We start from the raw sequence: 20,921 nt of genomic DNA, 5'->3' as shown, positions 1-20,921 counted from the left end.
TCACAGGGCCTCCATGAAAAAGAGCACGGCAATCAGAAAAGATATCGCGGTTGCTCCGGCGGCCAACGTCTTTTGTGGCGGTGTCCAGGGCAACCATTCCAGTGCCATCAGGCGCAGGCCCCCGAACATGTGCACGGCAAGAAGGAAGACGAGACCGAATTCAGCCAGTTTGACGATGCCCGCGCCAGTCAGAAGCAGGAAACCATCGAGGCGCGCCGGGTCGCTGACCGCCATGGCCAGAACCCAGAAATGGAGTGGCAGGAACACCGCCAATGCGACGCCAGATAGGCGATGCAAGATGTAAGCCAGCCAAAGCGGATGGGCGCGCGATGAGATGCTTCGAACGATCTTCATGCAAAGGTCACGGCCCAGACAGCGCGTGCTCCAAGTATGAAAAGACTTGTGCCGATGGCCCACATGAAAAGGTCCAGCGCCTTGCCCTTCAGACCGCCCCATTCATGGGCAATCGTGCGCACACCAATCGCGCCATGGACCGACACGGCAAGAACGAAGATGCCATAGAAAAAAAACCAAAGTAGCGAGCCTTGGGTGCGCCCGAGAATTTCCGCAGCACTCAAACCGCCCTGTATGGCGTAGATCATCACCGCCAAATGTCCCAACACCAGCGGTGCCATCAACAACGCGGTGATCCGTTGTAGCATGTATAGCCGAAGGTTCAACATCAACGCCCCCTCTTGAAAAACGACCGTGCAGTCTCTCGCTTGAGCCCTGCGATTGCGGACATCGGATCCAGATCATTCGGGCAATAGGTTGTGCATGACCCCATCGAGTGGCAATTGTGACACCCGCCTTTGCCCGATACGGCTTCCAGGATGGCGACGCGGCCTTCATCTTTGGCGTCATTCAACAAGGTCCATGCCCGCTGCAAAGCCGCCGGGCCAAGATAATCAGGATTACCCGTTACCGTGTCGCAGGCCGCGTAGCACACCGAGCAGTTAATGCATTCAATGCCCGCATTTGCCGCAATGCGCGATGTACTTGCTTCATCCACTTCCGGGATTGGATCATCGCGGGTCATTGCACCGTGATGCACGCCTTCCGCTTCAACCCATTTGTCAAAGAACGGATCCATGTCGACCGCGAGGTCCTTGATCACGGGCAAATTTCGCAGCGGGCCGATGGTCACCTCATTCCCTGACAGCACTTTCGACACATGGGTTCGACATGTCCAGCGCGGCACGCCGTTGACCATCATCGCGCAACTGCCACACATGCCAACACGGCAGGCAAATCGATAGCTCAACGTCGGATCAACGTGTTGCTGGACCCATGACACCACATCCAGAACGGTCTGGTTTTCATGGGCGGGCACGTCAAATTCCTGCTGGACGTGCTGCCCATGCTGTCCTCGTTCGATTGTCACTTTCAGGACGTCCGACGTCATCTTTCCAAAGTCTTCCTCTGGCCACATGCTTCGTGCAGAGTGTAACGGACAGCGCTCCTTAATGAACGCGATATATTCTTAACGTTTTTGTAAGTGTAATTTACAATTCTGAAAGATCGAAGGGACCCAATGGCCGAAACACCTTCCAACAACCTGCAACACGCATTGGATGCCCGGTACAGCGACGCTCCAAGGCTGGATGAAACGGATATTCCAAGTGGCGCAATACACTCGATGGTCAATCGGGGATCTTGCAGAAGCTTCCGCGATACCGCTGTTCCCTCCAAACTCCTGGATGTTCTCTGCGCGACCGCTCTGGCTTCGCCCACCAAAAGTGACCTGCAACAGCGTGACATTATCCTGCTGCAATCTGCCGATTTGCGGCGGCAGCTCGCATCGCTTGTGCCTGACCAAGCCTGGATCGCCACAGCTCCGATGATTGCGATTTTCTGCGGGAACAATCGCCGGCAACGCATGCTCCACGACTGGCACGGAATTCCCTTCGCCAACGATCATCTCGATGCATTTTTCAATGCCACAGCGGATGCGGCGATTGCGTTGGGTGCGTTTGTGACAGCTGCGGAAGCGATTGGTCTTGGGTGTTGCCCCATTAGCGGCGTCCGCAACGAAGCTCGGGCTTTGTCAACGCTGTTGGAACTTCCGCCCTACGTCTTTCCATTTGCCGGGCTTGCGGTTGGCTACCCCCGTCATGCGCCAAGCATTTCGAAAAGGCTGCCCCTGGCCGTCACACGCCATATTGACCGTTACGGCGAAGAGGATGTGCAGGCTGCAATTCAGGCATACGACACTGACCGAAACAGGTCACAACCCTATGCCAACCAACGGCTTTTAGAGACATATGGCACTGCCGAAACCTACTCATGGTCCGACGATAAAGTGCGCCAGTATAGCCGCGCCGAGCGTGCGGATTTTGGCGCGTACATCCGGGCGCAGGGCTTTCAACTGGACTGAGCTTTTTTGTGCCGCGATCTTGCAGGCAATCCCTGCGTTCCAAAAGGCACTTTGGCTGTTACCAGCCACTTTTCAACGTGCCCGCATCTGCGTGATTGGTGATTTGACTTTCTTACTCCCCTCAAAAAGCGCCAAACACCGCAGCACCATGAAAGGCAGCATGACTTTGTTTACGTTCGACAATATCAGCCTCTGAGCCCTGCATCCCAGACTTTCTGTGACCAAATACTTGCCCAATACCCGCCTGAACGGTACTCCGCTTGCATGACCGAAACACCAAAATCCCACGGGCGGAAGTCAATCCGCATCACAGCGCGGCCGCAGGAGTTGATGACGGCGACGCCGACGTTGAAAGGCGCATGGGCGGCCCGGGTCATCACTCTCTTTCCTCAGGCCTTTCCCGGCGTTCTTGGCGAAAGCCTGACCGGTAAAGCGTTGGCAGATGGGCTGTGGACGCTTGAAACCATCGAATTGCGGGCATTTGGCGAGGGCAAACATCGCAATGTCGATGACACCCCGTCCGGGGGCGGCGCAGGGATGGTTTTGCGCGCTGATGTCGTGGGGCGCGCAATCGAAGAAGCTAAAAATGCCGCGCCCAAAGATGCACCGGTAGTTTACCTGAGCCCTCGCGGCGCACCTTTCACGCAGGAGATGGCACAATCCTGGGCGACGGGCTCGGGCGTGACACTGCTTTGTGGCCGTTTCGAAGGCGTCGACCAGCGAGTGCTGGATCATTACGACGTCCAGGAAGTCAGTCTTGGAGATTTCGTTCTGACGGGGGGTGAAATTGCTGCACAGGCGATGCTGGATGCCGTCGTTCGCCTCCTGCCCGGGGTGCTGGGAAACGCAGAAAGCGCTGACGAAGAAAGCCATTCGAACGGGCTGCTGGAACACCCGCAATACACGCGCCCTGCCGAATGGAAGGGGCGGACAATCCCCGACGTGTTGACATCGGGTGATCACGCAAAAGTGGCCCGGTGGCGCCGCGAGATGTCGGAAAAGCTGACACAGGAGCGCCGCCCGGATATGTGGCGGAAGTTCAGCAAAAAAGAAGACTGACGTTTAGCGAAACGAAAAACGCCGCCCCAAATTGGAGCGGCGTTTTGTAAGCTATGCTGCGGTTTGGATCAGAAGCCCAGACCAGCGTATTTGTTTTTGAACTTGGATACGCGACCACCTGCGTCCATCAGACGTGTGCCACCACCGGTCCATGCCGGGTGAACGGTTGGGTCGATATCAAGGCTCAGCTGTTCGCCTTCCGCACCGTAGGTCGAGCGGGTTTGGAACACGGTCCCATCGGTCATTTTGACGTCGATGACGTGGTAATCGGGATGGATGTCTTTTTTCATCTCGGCATTCCTTACGCAGAAGCGTCCTTGCGGGGCTTGTAGTTGGCGTTTTCAGCAATACGGGCTGATTTACCGCGACGCGAGCGCAGGTAATACAGCTTGGCGCGGCGGACACGGCCCCGGCGCACAACGGTGATGCTGTCGATATTGGTCGAATAGAGCGGGAACACGCGTTCCACGCCTTCACCAAATGAAATCTTGCGAACGGTGAACGATCCGGCGATGCCGGTGCCGTTGTTGCGGGCGATGCAAACGCCCTCAAAGTTCTGAACACGGCTGCGCGTGCCTTCGGTTACTTTGTACCCCACGCGAATGGTGTCGCCGGGTTTGAAATCGGGAATGTCTTTCCCGAGTGAGGCGATCTGTTCCGCCTCCAGCTGAGCGATAATATCCATCGCTTCGTCTCCTATATGCTTGCGGTTTTGGCCCGCAAAGGTGTGTCGCGTCCTCAGAGCTCTGGGTCTTCTTCCGGGTCCGCCGCAGCGCCCGCCCAAGATACAGGTCGTCGTTATCTGTTGATCTGTTGGCCGATGCGGACATCCAGGGCCGAAGAAGGCCACGATGTAACGATGCACCAATAGCGAACAGGTCCAAAGCCGCCAAAGCGATTCCGAACGTGCGGGGTATAGGCGGGATCACAAGACGGATCAAGCCTTCAATACGCATAAAACACCGAAGTTTTGGGTCGTCCCATGCGGCGCGACCACGCTTCGTCTGCGCCTACGCGTATCGCTGTGCCGTCAACCCGTCGAACGAGATTTCCGGCGTGCGCTCCAGCACCGCATCTGCCACCGCCCGACCCGAGCCACACGCCATCGTCCAGCCCAATGTGCCATGACCTGTGTTCAGGAACAGATTGTCGTACTGGGTGCCACCCAGAATGGGCGTGCCATCGGGCGTCATGGGGCGCAGACCGGTCCATCCTTCGGCTTGGCTCAGATCGCCACCGCCAGGGAAAAGATCCCCGATCACGTGTTTCACAGTGTCGGTCGCGTGTGGGCCGAGCCGGTTGGAATATCCCGCGATTTCCGCGGTTCCCGCCACCCGAATACGATCGCCCAGCCGTGTGATGGCCACCTTGTGGGTTTCATCCATCAGGGTGGACTGCGGGGCCTTCGCATCATCAACAACGGGCAAAGTAACTGAATAGCCTTTGACCGGATACACCGGCAGCTTCATTCCAATCGGGTTCAACAAACGCGGTGCATAGCTGCCCAATGCGCATACATATTTGTCGCCGGTGATACGCCCGGCCAACTCGGTATCCACACCGACAACCTTGCCGTTTTCGACGACGATTGACCGGATGGATTGTCCGTATTGGAATTGCACGCCCATTTCCGCCGCCTTTTCGGCCAGCGCGATGGTGAACATCCGGCAATCGCCGGTCCGGTCCGCCGTCAGGCGCAACCCGCCCACAAACTTGTCGCGGACATTGGCCAGCGCAGGCTCGGCCGCGATGCAGCCATCACGGTCCAACTCCTCGAACGGGCTGTCGAACTGGGCCAGGATCTCCTGATCGGCGCGCGAGCCCTTAAGCTGCTTTTGTGTGCGGAAAAGCTGCAGCGTGCCCTGTGCGCGGCCATCATATTCAATGCCCGTCTCTTCGATCAGATCGGGCATCACATCGCGGCTGTAATTCGACACGCGCACCATACGCGATTTGTTGACCGCATAGCTCTCGGGGTTGCAGTTGCGGATCATCTGGATTGACCACATCCACATCGTTGGGCTTATCAACGGCCAGATAAAGAGCGGGCGTCGTTTCATGAACAGCCACTTGACCGCCTTGACCGGAATGCCCGGCGCGGCCCATGGCGAGGTCATGCCATAGGAAAGCTCGCCTGCGTTGGCATAGCTGGTTTCCTGTCCCGGACCGGCTTGCCGATCCAGCACAACGACGTCAGCGCCCTGCTTTGCAAGGTAATAGGCGGTGGTTACGCCAATAACCCCTGCCCCCATCACAACGACCTTCATGTCCCAGCCCTTTCGCCAGCAAAATTAAGCGTCCATGCAGCCTGAGCGGCAAAACCACAACTGCAAAGGCATCATACCAGACTTGCGTTCTGTGCATTGTTGGTGGCCAAAGTGCCGCGCAAAATCGCAAAGCAAACACACCTGTTCAGAAATGCAACCTTGGGGTCCTGTCTTCCCTTCCCAATTCCGCCAACGGCCGATAATGTGCCGCAAAACTGACAGGTCAAACCTGCAGATTGAGGGGAACAGCGCATGGCGCATATCATTGTCGTCGGCAACGAAAAAGGCGGTGCAGGCAAATCAACGGTGTCGATGCATGTGGCAACCGCATTGGCGCGGATGGGCCACAAGGTCAGTGCACTGGATCTTGACCTGCGGCAAAAAACGTTTGGCCGCTATTCCGCAAACCGGGCGCGCTTCATGCAAAAATCAGGTCTCGACCTGCCCGGCCCACGATATCACGATCTGCCCGAGGTGGATCCGGCTGTGTTGCAACCCGGAGAAAATGTCTATGACCGGCGCTTGTCGGCCGCGGTCGCTGAATTGGAGGCCGATAGCGATTTCATCGTCATTGATTGCCCCGGCTCCCACACCCGCCTGAGCCAGGTGGCCCATTCGCTGGCCGATACATTGGTCACGCCGTTGAACGACAGTTTCATTGACTTCGATCTCTTGGCCCATGTTGATGTGGACGGGCGCAAAATCATGGGGCCGTCAGTGTATTCCGAGATGGTTTGGAATGCCCGTCAATTGAGAGCACAGGCCGGCTTGAAACCGATTGACTGGATTGTTGTACGCAATCGCCTGGGTGCGCAGAACATGGTCAACAAACAAAAGATGGGCGAAGCAATCGAAAATCTGGCGCGCCGGATCGGTTTCCGGACGGCACCGGGTTTCAATGAACGGGTGATTTTTCGCGAGTTGTTTCCCCGGGGCCTGACCTTGCTGGACCTCAAGGACATCGGCGTCAAAGGATTGAACATTTCGAATGTTGCGGCGCGTCAAGAATTGCGTGAATTGATCAAGGCATTGGAATTGCCGGGCGTCACGGTGGATTTCTGATCCGGCCTTTTGTGCGTATTGACGCGCGCCCTCAGCGTGTTACGGACACCGCATGCTAGCCATATTTCTCCAGACACTGCCCTTTTTCCTGATCATCGGCTTGGGGTTTGGCGCGGGTCGTACGGGGTTTTTCACCGAAGAAGCGACCGCGTGGCTGACGAAATTCGTGTTCTACTTTGCATTGTCTGCCATGCTTTTCCGGTTTTCGGCTAACCTGTCGCTCGGCGAAATTCTGGATTGGCAATTCGTCACGGCATATCTGTGCGCGTCTGGCGTGATCTACCTGTTGGTCACCGCTGTGGCATTGGCCCGAAAGGTCAGCATCGAAGAGGCCGCCGTGGAGGCCCAATGCGCCGTCATTGGCAATGTGGGTTTTCTGGGCGTCCCGATGCTGGTGTTGTTGATGGGCGAGGCCGCGATTGGCCCGGTGATGCTGGTGCTTGCGGTGGATTTGATCGTCTTTGGCTCACTCATCGTGATCCTGATCACCGGCGCGCGTGACGGGCGTATGAGCATTGGCATTCTGGCGACTGTCGGTATGGGTCTGCTGAAAAACCCGATGATCGTCTCGATCGTTCTGGGCCTCACTTGGTCCGCGCTCGCAGTACCGATCCCGACCGTCATGAACGAGTTTTTGTCGCTACTGGGCGGTGCTGCAACGCCGGGCGCGCTTTTTGCCATTGGGGCCTCACTGGCGGGAAAGTCGGCCGAGCGGCCCTTCGTGGCAGGTTGGCTCAGCATGTGCAAACTTGTCCTTCACCCGGCGGCCGTTGCAATCTCTGCGTTGATAATTTTTCCCGTCGCCCCCTATTCCGCAGCCGTGATGATCGCCGCCGCATCCCTGCCGGTGGCGGGCAACGTCTATATTCTGGCGCAACATTACAGCGTCGCACCCCAACGCGTGTCGGCTTCGATCCTGATTTCGACGGTCACGGCAGTTGTCAGCGTGTCGCTGGTGATAGGCTGGGTGACGCAGCTTTACTGATCTGCCATATCTGACTGCAAACCGATTCAAGAGGACGTGATTTATGGAAACCCAATCAGAAAACGCCTGTTTTGGTGGCGTGCAAGGTGTCTACAGCCACAGCTCCGACGCGTGTGCATGTGACATGACATTCGGATTGTTTTTGCCCGAAGAGGCCCGGAATGGGCCGGTTCCCGTTTTGTGGTTCCTCTCGGGGCTGACATGCACACATGAAAACGCCATGACCAAAGCAGGGGCGCAGGCCTGGGCCGCAGAACAGGGGATTGCACTGGTGTTTCCAGATACATCACCACGGGGCGATGATGTGGCAGATGACGACGCATATGATTTGGGCAAAGGGGCCGGTTTTTATGTGAATGCCACGCAGGATCCTTGGGCACCACACTTCAAAATGTGGGATTACGTGGCGCAGGAACTGCCTGCCTTGATTGCAGAAAACTTTGCCATAGACATGGACCGGCAGGCCATCACCGGGCATTCCATGGGCGGGCACGGTGCACTGACATTGGCGATGGGTTTGCCCGGGCGTTTTACGTCTGTTTCTGCCTTTGCGCCAATTTCCAACCCCGTGGCCAGCGATTGGGGCCGCAAGCAACTGACGGCTTATCTGGGCACGGATGAGGCCGCGTGGGCCCCGCATGACGCAAGCCTGCTGATGCGTGAGACTGGCTTTGATGGGCCAGTTCTGGTTGATACCGGGACAAAGGATCAGTTTATCGATCTTCTGCGACCAGAAGCATTGGCCGAGGCGACCGCCGCCCGTCGTCAACAAGCCACGTTGAGATTGCAGCCGGGCTATGATCACAGCTATTTCTTCATCTCGACCTTCATGGAAGATCACGTCGCCTTTCATGCCGAAGCACTCTATGCGGGCTAATTCATGAGCCACTACGATCTGATCGTTATTGGTTCAGGACCGTCTGGCCGTTCCGCCGCCATTCAAGCGGGCAAGCTGAAGCGGCGCGTCCTGGTCGTCGATCGCAAGGATCGCCTTGGCGGGGTTTCGGTGCACACAGGAACAATCCCGTCGAAGACGTTGCGCGAAACGGTTCTGAACCTGTCCGGCTGGCGCGAACGCAGTTTTTATGGCCGATCCTACCGCGTCAAAGACGATATCGACGCGCAGGACCTGAAGGCGCGTTTGCACAAGACACTGGATTATGAGGTCGATGTTCTGGAGCACCAGTTTAACCGCAATCACGTCGACACGGTTATGGGCATGGCACGGTTTACAGATGCCACAACAATCGAAGTGGCCACTGAGGCGGGCGATGTCAGCACCTTCACAGGTGATCGTTTCCTGATCGCCACCGGCACCAAAACCTATCGCCCGGACTACGTGCCTTTTAATGGCAGTACAGTCGTGGATAGCGACGAATTCCTGGAACTGGGACAAATCCCCCGCAGCCTGACCGTTGTTGGGGCCGGCGTTATTGGTGTGGAATATGCCACGATGTTTTCGGCGCTGGACGTTCGGGTCACGCTGATCGAACCGCGCGACAGTTTTCTGGATTTTATCGATCAGCAAACCATCCGGGAATTCACCCATCAAATTCGTGAAAACGGCGTGGATCTGAGGTTGGGCTCAGAGATTGAGAAAATCGAGGACGCCGGAACACATATCGAGGTCACAATGGGCAATGGCCGCCACGTCCGCAGCGAAATGCTGTTGTTTGCGGCGGGACGCATGGGGGCCACAACCCGTCTCAATCTCGACGCCATCGGGTTGGAAACCGATCATCGCGGACGCCTCAATGTGGATCGCAAAAGCTACCAGACCTCTTTGGCGCATATCTATGCGACCGGCGACGTGATCGGACATCCATCCCTTGCGTCCACCTCGATCCAGCAGGGTCGGGTGGCCGCATGTCATGCGCTTGATGTGCCGACACTGGAGGAAAGCCCGTGGTATCCCTACGGCATCTATTCGGTGCCAGAGATCAGCACATGTGGGATGTCGGAAGAAGAAATGCAGCAGCGCGGCATCCCCTACGAAGTGGGTATCGCCCGGTTCCGCGAGACCAGCCGGGGCCACATCATGGGTCTGGAACATGGTATGCTCAAGATGCTCTTTAGCTTGAAAACCCGCCGCGTTCTGGGCGTTCAGATCGTGGGGGAAGGCGCGACCGAGCTTATTCACATTGCGCAAGCCGTGTTGAACCTGAAGGGGACGGTGGATTACTTCGTGCAGAACACCTTCAACTACCCCACGCTGGCCGAAGCGTACAAAATTGCCGGCCTTGATGCGTTTAACCGGATGCCGATCCCCGAGGAATTCAAGGTCAAGCGGGCAAGCAAACCGGTCACATCCAAATGAGTGCAATCTATGTCGATGCCGACGCCTGCCCTGTCAAAGCAGAAGTAGAGCGCGTGGGCACACGGCACAAAATGCGCATGTATATCGTTTCAAACGGTGGTCTGCGTCCGTCGCAAAACCCTCTGGTCGAAAACGTGATCGTGGCTGACGGCCCGGATGTTGCAGACATGTGGATCGCCGAGCGCGCAGGTCCCGGAGATGTTGTCATCACCGGCGACATCCCACTGGCCGCCAAATGTGTTGAAGCGGGTGCGCAGGTTCTCAAACACAACGGTGAAGCGTTGACGCAAGCCAACATTGGCAATGTCCTGGCAACCCGCGATCTGATGGCCGATCTGCGCGCGGCGGATCCATTTCGGCATGGCGGTGGAAAAGGGTTTGGCAAGGCGGATAGGTCCCGATTTCTGGATGCACTGGAGCGGGCGGTTCGGGCCGCATCCCGTCCCGTTTGACGGTCGATCAGGTCATCGGGATTGGAGTTTCCGCGATTCTGCGGCAATAGTGAATCCGATACTCATTTTTGGGGGTGGCCGTGATGCCCAAGCTGTTTTTCAAAGTTGTGTTGCCGCTTATAGTCATCCTACTTCTGGGGTATTTTCTGGGCTTCACTGGCACGCAGAATGCACCGCAGGAAGACGCTCTTGAGGCCGCGCCACCAGAAGATACAGCTATCGCAGAGAGTGCTGGCGAGGAGCCCGTCCTGGAAGCACCTGTCATGGTGGAAGAAAGCCTCGAAGCCGCGGCACCAGAAGCACCTGAGAATGAGGCCGCGATCGATGAAAACTTCGTCAAGGTATCAGTGTACTACGCCACAAATCGCGGGTTACGACCTGAAGAAGACCGCGATGCCAGCGACCCGTCCAGCCGCTATAACAACGAACGGGGCACGCTGCGATACGGGGTAGCGGATATCTCGATCCCGCGAGATCACAGGATGGGCCATCTGGAAACACCCAATTGGTTTGTCAAAAAACTGTTTGGGTTTGATCCGGAAAAACATGTCACCCTGACCGATGTGCGCGAATGGGACCGGGACAAGATGCTAGCTGAGGTCAAGGAAAAGCTGGCGGCGTTGGAAGATGGCGCATTGCTAGCCTATGTGCATGGCTACAACACAAGCTATCGCAAGGCCGCACGGCGCATGGGGCAGCTGACATATGATCTGGGCTTTGAAGGACCTTCCGTATTTTTCAGCTGGCCTTCGCAAGACCGAACCGAAGCCTACACGGTCGATAGTCAAAATGCGGAATGGTCTGTGCCCCATATGACCGAGTTTCTGCAGCACATTACCGCGCAGGATGCCGAGCAGGTGATTGTGATTGCTCATTCCATGGGTACGCGTTTGTTGACGCTTGGGCTTGCGCAACTGGCCGACAAGGACCCGGCAGCGGCGGCACGCGTTACAACGGTCATTCTCGCGGCACCAGATATCGATGCGCAGATTTTCCGCGATCAGCTCTTGCCAAAATTTCAGACACTGCCGAATGCCATTACACTCTATGCGTCCGACAGCGATACCGCGCTCAAAGCTTCTAAAGCCGTGAATGGGTTCCACCGCATTGGAGACGCGTCGCAAGGTCTCTTTCCAATGCCAGGGGTTGATTTGATCGATGCTTCCGGTGCCAAGTCAGACTTCTTTGGGCATACGTATTTTGGGGATAATGCCACGATCCTTTCGGACATCTACCAACTGCTGACCAATCTCAACACGGCCAAGGATCGGCCGGGGTTGGAGCAGGTCGATACGCCCGATGGGCCGTATTGGAAGATCCGGCTCGAATGACGCATGTAACCTGTCGGAATGTGCTTACACGAATGGCACGAAGCGCGAGGCGCTGCGAATGACAGCGTCTCAAACCTCCGTGCAACAAACAAACCTGTCAGGTGCCATGTGCGCCTTGGCGGCAGCTTTGTGTTTTTCGCTCAACGACGTGGGGATCAAGTTTCTCAGTGATCAATACGCGCTGCACCAAGTGGTGTTTATCCGTTCGCTTGTTGGATTGGCGACATTTCTGGCGATCATCATGCCACTAAGCGGTGGTTGGAAAATAGTGCGCACAAAACGAATTGGCTCACACCTTGTGCGCGGCGTGTGCGTGGTTTTTGCAAACTCTTTTCTGTTTCTGGGCCTCGCGGCAATGCCTATCGCGGATGCCATTGCCATCTTTTTCATCTCCCCGTTATTGATCGCGCTGTTGTCGATTGTCTTTTTGCGCGAAGTCGTGGGACCGCGCCGATGGGGTGCTATTGCCGTCGGGTTTTTGGGTGTCATGATCATCGTCAAACCCGGTACATCCGCCTTCCAACTGGCGTCTCTTTTTCCAATTGCAGCGGCGTTTCTCTATGGCGTCATGCACATCGTAGCGCGTCGCATTGGCGACACCGAAAGTGCTGCAACGATGACGTTCTATATCGTGCTGACCTTTATCGTCGTTAGTGGTGGCATCGGTTTGGCGATCGGGGATGGACGATTTGTCGGACAATCCCACCCTTCGCTTGATTTTCTGCTGCGCGCATGGGGGCCTCTGGATGCAGACGATCTGCCAATTCTGGTCATGCTCGGCGTCAGCGGTGTGATGGGCGGCTATTTGATCAGTCAGGCCTATCGTTTATCCGAAGCTGCATTTGCCGCCCCCTTCGAATATGTATCAATGCCGATGGCGATCATGTGGGGTATCACCGTGTTTGGAACCTTTCCGGATACCAGTGCCTGGATCGGGATCGCATTGATATTGGGCTCCGGACTATACCTGATCTGGCGCGAAACGATCAAAGGGCGCATCCATAGCGCACAGGGGCCGCGATGATTACACCTCAAGCCGTTGTCTTTGATGTTGGGAATGTGCTGATCGAATGGCAGCCTGAACGACACTATGACCGGTTGATCGGTCCGGAGAGGCGACGCGCTTTTTTTGACGCGTTTGACTTTCACGGGTTGATGAACCAGATCGACGAAGGTGGCCCCTTTGGCCCCACAATCGAAGCTGCGGCAAGGGCCACACCCGATTGGCGCGAAGAGCTTTTGATCCTGCGCGATAACTGGTGTGATCTGGCCCAACCGGAGATTCCCCATTCCGTGCGTCTCCTTGAAGCGCTGAAAGCACGCGGCGTGCCGGTGTTTGTGTTGTCCAATTTCGGGGCCGAAAATTTTCCGCTGAGCCAGAAACAGTTTTCTTTTCTGGACCTTTTTGATCGATATTTTATTTCTGGCCGCATGAAGATGCGCAAACCTGATCCCGCGATTTATGCCGCCGTCGAAGAGGCGTGCGGTCTACCGCCAGAGGGCTTGCTATTTGCCGATGACCGAGATGAGAATATTGACGCGGCACGTGCACGAGGATGGCAAGTGCATCTGTTTGAGACCCCGGCAGGTTGGGCGGAGTGCCTCGTCCAGACCGGCCTGTTGAGCAAGGATGAAGCCCGATGAGTGTCACCATTATTCCCTTCGCAGAAGGCGAAGCCAATCTGAACTGGATTGCACTCTGCGACGCCTTTCGCCAGGGGCACGCGCTTCCCAAGGCTGAAATCACCGATACGTTTCTCTATCGCGGCGGCGACACGTTGCTCAATCGCTCCGCTTGGATCGACGGTTTGGGTTTGGCCGTGAAATGCGCGACGGTTTATCCCGGCAACCCCCAGAAGGGCAAACCGATGATCCATGGGTCGGTCTGTCTCTTTTCGGATGAAGATGGCCAGCTCGAGGCGATGATCGACTTCCACCTTGTTACCAAATGGAAGACTGCTGGCGACAGTGTTTACGCCGCCACCAAACTGGCCCGACCGGACAGCGAGAAAATCCTGATCGTTGGGGCGGGCACCGTAGGCCGCAACCTTTGGCAAGCCTACAGCGCGGCCTTTCCAAAAGCGCAGTTCACTGTCTGGAACCGGACGCGCGCGAATGCAGAGAAGATGCTTTCGGCATGCCCCGGCATCGTCATCGCCGATGATCTCGAGCGCGCCGTACGGGACGCGGACATCGTCACCTCAGCCACGATGTCATCTGATCCGCTGATCAAAGGTGATTGGTTTCGCCCCGGTCAGCATATTGACCTGATCGGCGCCTACAGGCCGGATATGCGCGAGGTCGACAACTCAGGCCTGTTGCGCGCCCGGATCTTTGCCGACAGTTTCGACACGACACTGGATCACATCGGCGAATTCAAAATTCCGATAGAGGCAGGTGTATTGCGCCGCGATGCCGTGCTGGCGGATTACTACATGCCGGATCGTTTCGAGCGGCGATCGGAGGACGAAATCACCTTGTTCAAAAACGGCGGCGGTGCCCATCTGGACCTGATGACCAGCAGATACATCCTAGATGCATGGGACAGCACACGGTGATCTCCGGCGTTCTTCTCATCCTGCTCGCCGCGCTGGTGCTGGGCCCATTTGTGATCGAAGCGGCACGGCCCAAGATGAATGATGCACGGCGACAAAATGCTCCGGGCGCGTTTGTGACCCTGTCGCGTGGCACCACTTACTTCCAATGGCTGGGCCCTTCACGTGGGCCGGTGGCGGTCTGCGTGCACGGCCTGACAACACCGTCTTTTGTGTGGGGTCCAATCGCCGAAGGGTTGGTGAAAATGGGTTTCCGCGTGTTGGTTTATGACCTCTACGGGCGGGGGTATTCCGACCGGCCTAGTGGTGTGCAAGACAGCGCATTTTTTATCGAACAACTGGAAGAACTGCTGGAAGATCAGGGCATCAGGGAGGATGTGACCTTGCTGGGCTACTCCATGGGCGGCGCAATCGTGACCGGGTTTGCCGCCAAACATCCGGACATGCTGCGCCGGCTAGTCCTCCTGGCGCCTGCGGGCCTTGGCCATGATCTGGGGCCAGTTGCGCAGCTGATGACCAACCATAACTGGCTGGGTAAGTGGCTGATGCTGGCGTGGTATGGCCGCTCCTATCGTCGATCTCTCGAAGAAGAGCGCAACACACCAACCGAAATTGACAACATGGTTGATCTTCAAATGGCGGAATTGGACATCAAGGGATTTCGCGGCGCGGTGCTATCCTCGATGCACGGCATCATGGAAGAGGATCGGGAAGAAGAGCATCGCAAGATCACACGCGAAGGCGTGCCGGTACTGGCCATATGGGCGCGCGACGATGACGTGATCCCGATCACAGGTGTTGGCACGTTGGCCGAGTGGAACAGGGTCGCACGTCAGGAGGTCATTGAAGGTGCAGACCACTGCCTCGCATACACGCATAGTGCCGATGTTCTTTATGCGATGCGCGATCTGATGGACGAGCGTGTTTGACAACCACGAACACAACCATGGCGAAGTCTGCCGCAACCCTGACGTAAAAAGCCCGTTATGCGTTAGGAAAAGGTTCACATTTTTCTTGCCATGTTCGGCAACTAGTCTATCCGGGTTACAAAGCAGCAGACATCAACAGGCACATGACACTACATTCCGATATTGAAAACCCCGCCAGCGGCGTCAAATCTTCGCGTGATTGGGTCAAGGTTCTGGCAAACTATCGCGAACCAAATCACCTCCGCAGCATCTTTGAAACCGGTGTCAGTATCGTGCCTTTCATTCTACTCTGGGCTTTGGCGTGGTGGTCATTGTCCGTCAGCTATTGGCTGACCTTCGGTATTTCGGTTTTCAACGCAGCGTTTTTGGTGCGCCTCTTCACGATCCAGCATGATTGCGGCCATGGCGCGTTTTTCTCTAACCGCCACGTAAGCGATTGGCTCGGCCGTGTGATCGGCGTGCTGACAGTGACACCCTATGACGTCTGGCGCCGCACACATTCGGCGCATCACAGTGGTTCGGGCAATCTGGCCAAACGCGGTATGGGCGATATCCACACCTACACAGTTGCGGAATTCAAGGCCCTGTCACGCTATGAGCGGATCAAGTACCGGCTCTACCGCCACCCGATTACGCTCTTTGTTTTGGCGCCCGGATTTCTGTTCCTTGTGCTCAACCGCCTGCCCATTGGCTTGATGGACCACGGGCGGTATTGGGTCAGCGCTATTGGTACCAATCTGGCCATCTTCGCTGCCCTGACAGTGATCTGGTACTTTGGCGGCTTTGCCCCCATTCTTTTGATTTTCCTGCCCTCTACGTTGCTGGCCGCCATGGCGGGGATGTGGCTCTTTTATGTGCAGCATCAGTTCGAGCATACGCATTGGGATCAGGACGAAGACTGGCAATTGCACGATGCGGCGCTGCATGGCAGCTCGCATTACGTGATGCCTAAGGTGCTGCAATGGTTTAGCGCGAATATCGGCATTCACCATGTTCATCATCTCTACAGCCGAATCCCGTTTTATCGCCTGACCGAAGTGCTGCGCGATCATTCCGAACTGGACGAAAGCAACCGCATGACAATCCGCGAAAGCATCAGCTGTGCCCGGCTGCATCTCTGGGATGAAAACACGAAACGCTTACTGTCCTTCTCGCAGGCTCGCGCCCTCTACGGTTAAACGCTGCTGATTACGCAGGGCTCAGCGCCCTTTCGCGTATCGGAAGGTGGACGATCGCGCTGAAAGCGCCAATGCCAACGCCCACCCACCAAACCAGCGTGTAGCTGCCGTAGAGGTCATACATCTCACCGCCCAGCCAAACACCCAGGAAGCTGCCCAACTGGTGGCTGAAAAACACGATGCCATAGAGCGTGCCCATGTAGCGGACGCCGTAAATATGCGCGATCAAGCCGCTCGTCAGTGGGATGGTAGCCAGCCAGAGCGCACCCATCAGCGCAGAAAACAGCAAAACGGTTTCAGGCGTCATTGGCGTCATGATAAAGGCCGCGGCGATCAATGTGCGGCCCATGTAAATCCCCGCCAGCAGATATTTTTTGGAGTACCGTTTGCCCAGCCAACCCGCGGCCAGAGTGCCTATAATATTGGCGAACCCAATCACCGAAATGGCCACCGCCCCCAACGTGGATGTGGATGAAATGCCCATGTTGTCCAAGGTGCCACCCGGGGCGACCGGCCCGCACATTTCAGCCACGAAGGCCGGGAAATGCGCCGTGATGAATGCCACTTGATATCCGCAGCTGAAGAACCCCAGAAAGATCAGCGTATATGATGGATCCCGAAAGGCCTTACCCAGAATTTCACTCAGGCTTTCCTCGAGTTCCGCCTTGCTGGCGGATTCAGGCGCGCGCATCATCGGCAAAACCAGAACAACCGCCAAAATTGTGGCGGCAAAGACCACGAACACGGATTGCCACGACATGATGCCAAGCAGGTATTCGGCAAGAGGTGGTCCAACGATCTGTCCGGCAGAGCCCGCCGCCGCGGCGATGGCAAGGCTCATTGATCGGTTTTCAGCACTGCTGGCCCGTCCGACAGCGGCCAAAATCACACCAAATCCGGTCCCGGCGATGCCGAAACCCACCAAGATTTCATAGAATTGGTGTGCCTCCGGCGTGACCGCAAAAGAGGACATGACAAGACCCAACGCATACACGACCGCACCCAAAAAAATGGCCTTACGGTCCCCGATCTTTTCTGCAATTGCGCCAAATATGGGTTGGCCAATGCCCCAAAAGAGATTTTGGATCGCAATCGCCAGACTGAATTCGCTGCGCAGCCAGCCAAACTCATCAGCAATCGGGATTTGAAAAAGGCCAAACGCGGAACGAATGGCGATGGACACCAGTATAATCACGCATCCGGCAATCAAAACCGGCGTGAAAATCGGGGGGGTCTTTTCCATTTCACATCTCCGCTGCACGAGGGATCAGTCTATGCCTATCGTCACAATGGTCAAACGATCACTTGTGCCAATGTGTTCGCGTCTTCTTCTCACTTCCCATACCCGCCATCCCACGATATTCCGGGCGGATGGAAACGCTGCCTGAAAAATATGCCCGCCTGGTTGCTGCGGGTGAGCTCACGAATGATGCCGCGCAGGAGGCGGTTATGCCTCTCTTTGAGGCCATTCGGGAGGGGTTGGCAGAAACGCCCAAAAAGGGGTGGTTTCGCAAGGCAGTTGAACCACCCAAAGGCCTCTATCTGTGGGGCGGCGTCGGTCGCGGCAAATCGATGTTGATGGACATGTTCGTCGATACGCTCGATGTGCCCAGCCGGCGGGTTCACTTCCACGCGTTCATGCAGGAAATCCATCGCGGCATGCATGAGGCACGCGCGCGGGGTGACCAGGACGCGTTAGCGCCGGTTGCAAAAGATGTTGCGCAAACTGTGCGCCTGCTTGCCTTCGACGAGATGCAGATCACCGATATCACCGATGCCATGATTGTCGGTCGCCTTTTCGAAGCGCTTTTTGCCGCCGGTGTCGTGGTTGTGACGACGTCGAACAGGGTTCCGGATGATCTCTATAAAGACGGTTTGAACCGACAGCTTTTTCTACCCTTTATCGATCTGCTCAAGGATCGGATGGTGGTGCATGAAATGGTCAGCCCCACCGACTACAGACAAGACAAGCTGGCCGGAAGCCCAAGTTATTTCACACCGGTCAATGACGAAAACCGTGCAAAAATTGCGACGATCTGGGATGACCTGACCGATGGAAAGAGCGCGCCACTGGTGCTGCATGTGAATAAGCGCGAAGTCGAATTGCCGGGGTTTCACAATGGTGTGGCCAGAGCCTCGTTTTTCGATCTCTGCGGGGCAGCACTTGGACCGGCCGACTACCTTGCACTGGCCGAGGCAGCGCGCGTGTTGGTTCTGGAAAACATACCGCAACTCAGCCGCTCAAATTTCAACGAGGCCAAACGCTTTGTCACCCTTGTCGACGCGTTGTACGAGGCGAAAGTTAAACTGATCTGTACCGCGGCGGCAGCACCAGAATTCCTCTATATCGAAGGTGAAGGCACTTTCGAATTTGAACGAACCGCCAGCCGCCTGCGCGAGATGCAATCCGAAGACTGGGGCCGCAGCTAACTTGCACTGCGCCTATCTGCACTTGCAGAAAATGTCAGGCCTGCCGGATCGTTTCTGATCCAGATTAAACATCCTTCATCGTGCCAACGAGGTTCAGGCTAGGCCAACGTTTTCGCCAGCGCAGGACCCAGGGCGGGATCCGCGTTCTCAAGCGGTGCACGCAGGTTCAGCCATCGCGCGTCGCCCGTTTGATGCGCCTTGAGGGCTTTGAGCGCGGGGATCAATCCACCTTGCTGAATGGCTTGTCGGTGTTGATTGATCTCGGGGAGCATTGCATCCGCGCCGGTCCAATCCTCCGCCGCTGCGCAATCAAAGAGCGCCCGGATCGCCCTTGGGTTTGAATTACAGCTTGCGGATATGCATCCGCCACCGCCAATCTTCATCGCATCAGTCAGAAAGCTTTCTGAACCGGGGAAAACGGAAATCCCCGGAGCGGCCTCGATGACGGCTTTGGTGTTGTCCCAATTGCCGGAGCTGTCCTTGTAGGCCACGACGACCTCGGGAAAGGCTTCATTCAGGCGCACCGCCAGACCGGGAGACAATCCCAAGCCGGTGTTTTGCGGGATGTGGTAAAGGCATATTTTCAATGCATCTGATCCCACAGCTTCTATCAGCTGGCTAAAGTACCGGTAGAGCCCTTCGTCACTCGCGGTGACGTAGAAGAAAGGCGGCAGGGTCATCACAGCTGCGCACCCGAGTTCAACTGCGTGTCGGGACAATTCGACCGTTTCTTCCAGCGCATTCAACCCTGTACCCGGCATCAGTTGATCCGCGCGGGCGGTGCCAGAACTGACCAACAGTTCCAGCATATCCATCCGCTCGCGCATCGTATTGCTTAGGGCTTCTGACGTTGTGCCAAAGGGGGAAAGATAGTGAACCCCGCTCTCCAGACACCCGGCCGCATGTGCCAGGTAGAGGTCAGTGGCGATGCTTTGGTCATCATTGTAGGGTGTCAGGATCGGGGTGATTACCCCCTGCAAACGGTCTGTCATATCTTTCCCTCTACCAGTCAATAGCCGCGAATGGGGTTTACGATATTGCTTAGTGTCTCACCTGATTTCCATCGCGTCAGGTTTCCCAGAAACAGCTCGAACGATTGCATCGCCCACTCCGTGTAAACCGCCGAACAATGCGGCGAAAGGATTGCGTTTGGCAGGCCCCACAGAGGGCTTTCTTCGGGCAAGGGCTCGGTTTCAAAAACGTCCAGAGCAGCGGCGGCAATGGATCCACTTCCAAGTGCATTGGCAAGGGCCGCATCGTCAACAACGCCGCCCCGCGAGACATTGACCAAAAGTGCAGATGGCTTCATTGCCGCAAAAGCTTGCGCGCCAACCATATGCCGCGTGGACGTCAAAAGCGGGACCGACAAGACGATGAAATCGGCCCGGGTCCAAAGCATGTGTAATGCGGTGCTTGGGTGGACCTCATCCACGTTTTCCATCGGTTCGGGGCGCGCCCGCGTCCCGATCACGTGCAGACCGAAGGCCTTGGAACGCGCTGCAACGGCCTGTCCGGTGTGCCCCAACCCAACAATCAACATGGTTTTGCCCACCAAAGGGGTCATGAGCCGCGATGCACGCCAGTGCCGCGCGGTTTGATCCGCAGCCAACCCCTCGATATCGAGTGTGAAATGCAAAAGGCACCCAAACACGTATTCCGCCATCATCGGCGCGGCGGCACCGGCGGCGTTGGTTACCGTAACGTGCTCAGGGTCCCATTTGGCCAGATGATCAACGCCGGAACCCCCGACGGAAATCCATTTTGGGCCATTTTCGCCCAAGAGAGCCTCACGCGGAAATCCAGCCCGCCCCTTGAAACAAATCGAATAGGCAATGTCCGGTTTGAAATCGCGCACCAAGTCCGGGATATCTTCGTATGTGTCGCAAGTCGCGACCTCAGCCTCCGGCGCCACCTTTGATAGGCGTGCCACCATCTCGTCGGTCTTGTCGTTGTGAATCAAAATGCGTGTCATGGGTCTC

Annotated in this window: 23 protein-coding genes; 14 read left to right on the top strand and 9 right to left on the bottom strand. The window is 56.6% G+C overall.

The annotated features are described in order from the left end of the window. Genes sdhC through ACZ1HJ_RS06780 form a run of 3 tightly spaced genes read right to left on the bottom strand, consistent with a single transcriptional unit; the run spans nucleotide 1 to nucleotide 1,405 of the window. Nucleotides 1-354: a succinate dehydrogenase, cytochrome b556 subunit gene (sdhC, locus tag ACZ1HJ_RS06790; protein WP_472721553.1), complete on the bottom strand. Its 354-nt coding sequence runs from the start codon at nucleotides 352-354 to the stop codon at nucleotides 1-3. Next, a complete protein-coding gene (locus ACZ1HJ_RS06785; RefSeq protein WP_472721552.1) occupies nucleotides 351-683 on the bottom strand; it encodes a succinate dehydrogenase/fumarate reductase transmembrane subunit in 333 nt (110 codons plus the stop codon). Before ACZ1HJ_RS06785 ends, sdhC begins: the two co-directional genes overlap by 4 nt. Continuing rightward, nucleotides 683-1,405, bottom strand: a complete 723-nt coding sequence (locus ACZ1HJ_RS06780) for a succinate dehydrogenase/fumarate reductase iron-sulfur subunit (RefSeq protein ID WP_472721551.1) — start codon at nucleotides 1,403-1,405, stop codon at nucleotides 683-685. Before ACZ1HJ_RS06780 ends, ACZ1HJ_RS06785 begins: the two co-directional genes overlap by 1 nt. 129 nt (nucleotides 1,406-1,534) lie before the next feature. Between ACZ1HJ_RS06780 and ACZ1HJ_RS06775 the strand changes: the two genes are divergently transcribed. Beyond that, a complete protein-coding gene (locus ACZ1HJ_RS06775; protein WP_472721550.1) occupies nucleotides 1,535-2,377 on the top strand; it encodes a nitroreductase family protein in 843 nt (280 codons plus the stop codon). A gap of 264 nt (nucleotides 2,378-2,641) precedes the next feature. Further along, complete coding sequence (trmD, locus tag ACZ1HJ_RS06770) at nucleotides 2,642-3,436, top strand: tRNA (guanosine(37)-N1)-methyltransferase TrmD (RefSeq protein ID WP_472721549.1); 795 nt, start codon at nucleotides 2,642-2,644, stop codon at nucleotides 3,434-3,436. 68 nt (nucleotides 3,437-3,504) lie between these two features. Here trmD and rpmE read toward each other — a convergent pair whose 3' ends face one another. The 3 genes from rpmE to ACZ1HJ_RS06755 form a co-directional block, all read right to left on the bottom strand. Further along, nucleotides 3,505-3,726 (bottom strand): 50S ribosomal protein L31, encoded by a 222-nt coding sequence (gene rpmE / locus ACZ1HJ_RS06765; RefSeq protein WP_472721548.1) that lies wholly within the window; start codon nucleotides 3,724-3,726, stop codon nucleotides 3,505-3,507. An 11-nt stretch (nucleotides 3,727-3,737) separates the two neighbouring features. Continuing rightward, nucleotides 3,738-4,121, bottom strand: a complete 384-nt coding sequence (gene rplS / locus ACZ1HJ_RS06760; RefSeq protein ID WP_472721547.1) for a 50S ribosomal protein L19 — start codon at nucleotides 4,119-4,121, stop codon at nucleotides 3,738-3,740. Nucleotides 4,122-4,446: 325 nt separating this feature from the next. Beyond that, nucleotides 4,447-5,703 carry a D-amino acid dehydrogenase gene (locus ACZ1HJ_RS06755; protein WP_472721546.1) on the bottom strand — a complete coding sequence of 419 codons (1,257 nt, stop codon included), beginning with the start codon at nucleotides 5,701-5,703 and terminating at the stop codon, nucleotides 4,447-4,449. A 252-nt stretch (nucleotides 5,704-5,955) separates the two neighbouring features. Here ACZ1HJ_RS06755 and ACZ1HJ_RS06750 point away from each other — a divergent pair, with 252 nt between their 5' ends. From ACZ1HJ_RS06750 to ACZ1HJ_RS06700, 11 genes are all read left to right on the top strand, one after another. Beyond that, the gene (locus ACZ1HJ_RS06750; protein ID WP_472721545.1) at nucleotides 5,956-6,765 is read left to right on the top strand and encodes a division plane positioning ATPase MipZ; all 810 of its coding nucleotides are present in this window, start codon (nucleotides 5,956-5,958) and stop codon (nucleotides 6,763-6,765) included. Between the two features lie 52 nt (nucleotides 6,766-6,817). Further along, complete coding sequence (locus tag ACZ1HJ_RS06745) at nucleotides 6,818-7,750, top strand: AEC family transporter (RefSeq protein ID WP_472721544.1); 933 nt, start codon at nucleotides 6,818-6,820, stop codon at nucleotides 7,748-7,750. A 43-nt stretch (nucleotides 7,751-7,793) separates the two neighbouring features. Continuing rightward, a complete protein-coding gene (gene fghA / locus ACZ1HJ_RS06740; protein WP_472721543.1) occupies nucleotides 7,794-8,627 on the top strand; it encodes an S-formylglutathione hydrolase in 834 nt (277 codons plus the stop codon). A gap of 3 nt (nucleotides 8,628-8,630) precedes the next feature. Further along, a complete protein-coding gene (sthA, locus tag ACZ1HJ_RS06735) occupies nucleotides 8,631-10,067 on the top strand; it encodes a Si-specific NAD(P)(+) transhydrogenase (RefSeq protein WP_472721542.1) in 1,437 nt (478 codons plus the stop codon). Further along, nucleotides 10,064-10,519 (top strand): YaiI/YqxD family protein, encoded by a 456-nt coding sequence (locus ACZ1HJ_RS06730; protein ID WP_472721541.1) that lies wholly within the window; start codon nucleotides 10,064-10,066, stop codon nucleotides 10,517-10,519. Before sthA ends, ACZ1HJ_RS06730 begins: the two co-directional genes overlap by 4 nt. A gap of 83 nt (nucleotides 10,520-10,602) precedes the next feature. Further along, nucleotides 10,603-11,850 carry an alpha/beta hydrolase gene (locus ACZ1HJ_RS06725; protein ID WP_472721540.1) on the top strand — a complete coding sequence of 416 codons (1,248 nt, stop codon included), beginning with the start codon at nucleotides 10,603-10,605 and terminating at the stop codon, nucleotides 11,848-11,850. Nucleotides 11,851-11,908: 58 nt separating this feature from the next. After that, on the top strand, nucleotides 11,909-12,874 hold the full coding sequence (locus ACZ1HJ_RS06720) for a DMT family transporter (protein WP_472721539.1): 966 nt from the start codon (nucleotides 11,909-11,911) through the stop codon (nucleotides 12,872-12,874). Further along, nucleotides 12,871-13,494, top strand: coding sequence for an HAD family hydrolase (locus tag ACZ1HJ_RS06715; protein WP_472721538.1), 624 nt, complete (start codon nucleotides 12,871-12,873; stop codon nucleotides 13,492-13,494). The genes ACZ1HJ_RS06720 and ACZ1HJ_RS06715 overlap by 4 nt, the downstream gene beginning before the upstream one ends. Beyond that, nucleotides 13,491-14,408, top strand: coding sequence for an ornithine cyclodeaminase family protein (locus ACZ1HJ_RS06710; RefSeq protein ID WP_472721537.1), 918 nt, complete (start codon nucleotides 13,491-13,493; stop codon nucleotides 14,406-14,408). Before ACZ1HJ_RS06715 ends, ACZ1HJ_RS06710 begins: the two co-directional genes overlap by 4 nt. After that, nucleotides 14,390-15,334 carry an alpha/beta fold hydrolase gene (locus ACZ1HJ_RS06705; RefSeq protein ID WP_472721536.1) on the top strand — a complete coding sequence of 315 codons (945 nt, stop codon included), beginning with the start codon at nucleotides 14,390-14,392 and terminating at the stop codon, nucleotides 15,332-15,334. The genes ACZ1HJ_RS06710 and ACZ1HJ_RS06705 overlap by 19 nt, the downstream gene beginning before the upstream one ends. 143 nt (nucleotides 15,335-15,477) lie before the next feature. After that, nucleotides 15,478-16,512, top strand: a complete 1,035-nt coding sequence (locus ACZ1HJ_RS06700) for a fatty acid desaturase (RefSeq protein ID WP_472721535.1) — start codon at nucleotides 15,478-15,480, stop codon at nucleotides 16,510-16,512. Nucleotides 16,513-16,522: 10 nt separating this feature from the next. Here the strand turns inward: ACZ1HJ_RS06700 and ACZ1HJ_RS06695 are convergent, their stop codons facing one another. Next, a complete protein-coding gene (locus tag ACZ1HJ_RS06695) occupies nucleotides 16,523-17,755 on the bottom strand; it encodes an MFS transporter (RefSeq protein ID WP_472721534.1) in 1,233 nt (410 codons plus the stop codon). A 128-nt stretch (nucleotides 17,756-17,883) separates the two neighbouring features. Between ACZ1HJ_RS06695 and zapE the strand changes: the two genes are divergently transcribed. Continuing rightward, complete coding sequence (zapE, locus tag ACZ1HJ_RS06690; RefSeq protein ID WP_472721533.1) at nucleotides 17,884-18,942, top strand: cell division protein ZapE; 1,059 nt, start codon at nucleotides 17,884-17,886, stop codon at nucleotides 18,940-18,942. A 98-nt stretch (nucleotides 18,943-19,040) separates the two neighbouring features. Here the strand turns inward: zapE and ACZ1HJ_RS06685 are convergent, their stop codons facing one another. Both ACZ1HJ_RS06685 and ACZ1HJ_RS06680 read right to left on the bottom strand, forming a co-directional pair. Next, nucleotides 19,041-19,934, bottom strand: a complete 894-nt coding sequence (locus tag ACZ1HJ_RS06685) for a dihydrodipicolinate synthase family protein (protein ID WP_472721532.1) — start codon at nucleotides 19,932-19,934, stop codon at nucleotides 19,041-19,043. Between the two features lie 17 nt (nucleotides 19,935-19,951). After that, a complete protein-coding gene (locus ACZ1HJ_RS06680; protein WP_472721531.1) occupies nucleotides 19,952-20,914 on the bottom strand; it encodes a D-2-hydroxyacid dehydrogenase in 963 nt (320 codons plus the stop codon). Nucleotides 20,915-20,921: the final 7 nt, after the last annotated feature.

It is taken from the genome of Roseovarius sp. JB2-10 (genome assembly GCF_055693585.1).
This window is presented reverse-complemented; position numbering and strand designations above follow the sequence as displayed.

What these genes read in the sequence shown, in the direction of transcription:
- ACZ1HJ_RS06725 (WP_472721540.1), top strand. Translation starts at nt 10,603, where the DNA reads ATGCCCAAGCTGTTTTTCAAAGTTGTGTTGCCGCTTATAGTCATCCTA.
- rpmE (WP_472721548.1), bottom strand. Translation starts at nt 3,726, where the DNA reads ATGAAAAAAGACATCCATCCCGATTACCACGTCATCGACGTCAAAATG.
- ACZ1HJ_RS06755 (WP_472721546.1), bottom strand. Translation starts at nt 5,703, where the DNA reads ATGAAGGTCGTTGTGATGGGGGCAGGGGTTATTGGCGTAACCACCGCC.
- ACZ1HJ_RS06695 (WP_472721534.1), bottom strand. Translation starts at nt 17,755, where the DNA reads ATGGAAAAGACCCCCCCGATTTTCACGCCGGTTTTGATTGCCGGATGC.
- fghA (WP_472721543.1), top strand. Translation starts at nt 7,794, where the DNA reads ATGGAAACCCAATCAGAAAACGCCTGTTTTGGTGGCGTGCAAGGTGTC.
- ACZ1HJ_RS06715 (WP_472721538.1), top strand. Translation starts at nt 12,871, where the DNA reads ATGATTACACCTCAAGCCGTTGTCTTTGATGTTGGGAATGTGCTGATC.
- ACZ1HJ_RS06785 (WP_472721552.1), bottom strand. Translation starts at nt 683, where the DNA reads ATGTTGAACCTTCGGCTATACATGCTACAACGGATCACCGCGTTGTTG.
- ACZ1HJ_RS06700 (WP_472721535.1), top strand. Translation starts at nt 15,478, where the DNA reads ATGACACTACATTCCGATATTGAAAACCCCGCCAGCGGCGTCAAATCT.
- sthA (WP_472721542.1), top strand. Translation starts at nt 8,631, where the DNA reads ATGAGCCACTACGATCTGATCGTTATTGGTTCAGGACCGTCTGGCCGT.
- ACZ1HJ_RS06775 (WP_472721550.1), top strand. Translation starts at nt 1,535, where the DNA reads ATGGCCGAAACACCTTCCAACAACCTGCAACACGCATTGGATGCCCGG.
- trmD (WP_472721549.1), top strand. Translation starts at nt 2,642, where the DNA reads ATGACCGAAACACCAAAATCCCACGGGCGGAAGTCAATCCGCATCACA.
- rplS (WP_472721547.1), bottom strand. Translation starts at nt 4,121, where the DNA reads ATGGATATTATCGCTCAGCTGGAGGCGGAACAGATCGCCTCACTCGGG.
- ACZ1HJ_RS06720 (WP_472721539.1), top strand. Translation starts at nt 11,909, where the DNA reads ATGACAGCGTCTCAAACCTCCGTGCAACAAACAAACCTGTCAGGTGCC.
- ACZ1HJ_RS06750 (WP_472721545.1), top strand. Translation starts at nt 5,956, where the DNA reads ATGGCGCATATCATTGTCGTCGGCAACGAAAAAGGCGGTGCAGGCAAA.
- ACZ1HJ_RS06745 (WP_472721544.1), top strand. Translation starts at nt 6,818, where the DNA reads ATGCTAGCCATATTTCTCCAGACACTGCCCTTTTTCCTGATCATCGGC.
- ACZ1HJ_RS06680 (WP_472721531.1), bottom strand. Translation starts at nt 20,914, where the DNA reads ATGACACGCATTTTGATTCACAACGACAAGACCGACGAGATGGTGGCA.
- zapE (WP_472721533.1), top strand. Translation starts at nt 17,884, where the DNA reads ATGGAAACGCTGCCTGAAAAATATGCCCGCCTGGTTGCTGCGGGTGAG.
- ACZ1HJ_RS06705 (WP_472721536.1), top strand. Translation starts at nt 14,390, where the DNA reads ATGGGACAGCACACGGTGATCTCCGGCGTTCTTCTCATCCTGCTCGCC.
- sdhC (WP_472721553.1), bottom strand. Translation starts at nt 354, where the DNA reads ATGAAGATCGTTCGAAGCATCTCATCGCGCGCCCATCCGCTTTGGCTG.
- ACZ1HJ_RS06730 (WP_472721541.1), top strand. Translation starts at nt 10,064, where the DNA reads ATGAGTGCAATCTATGTCGATGCCGACGCCTGCCCTGTCAAAGCAGAA.
- ACZ1HJ_RS06780 (WP_472721551.1), bottom strand. Translation starts at nt 1,405, where the DNA reads ATGACGTCGGACGTCCTGAAAGTGACAATCGAACGAGGACAGCATGGG.
- ACZ1HJ_RS06685 (WP_472721532.1), bottom strand. Translation starts at nt 19,934, where the DNA reads ATGACAGACCGTTTGCAGGGGGTAATCACCCCGATCCTGACACCCTAC.
- ACZ1HJ_RS06710 (WP_472721537.1), top strand. Translation starts at nt 13,491, where the DNA reads ATGAGTGTCACCATTATTCCCTTCGCAGAAGGCGAAGCCAATCTGAAC.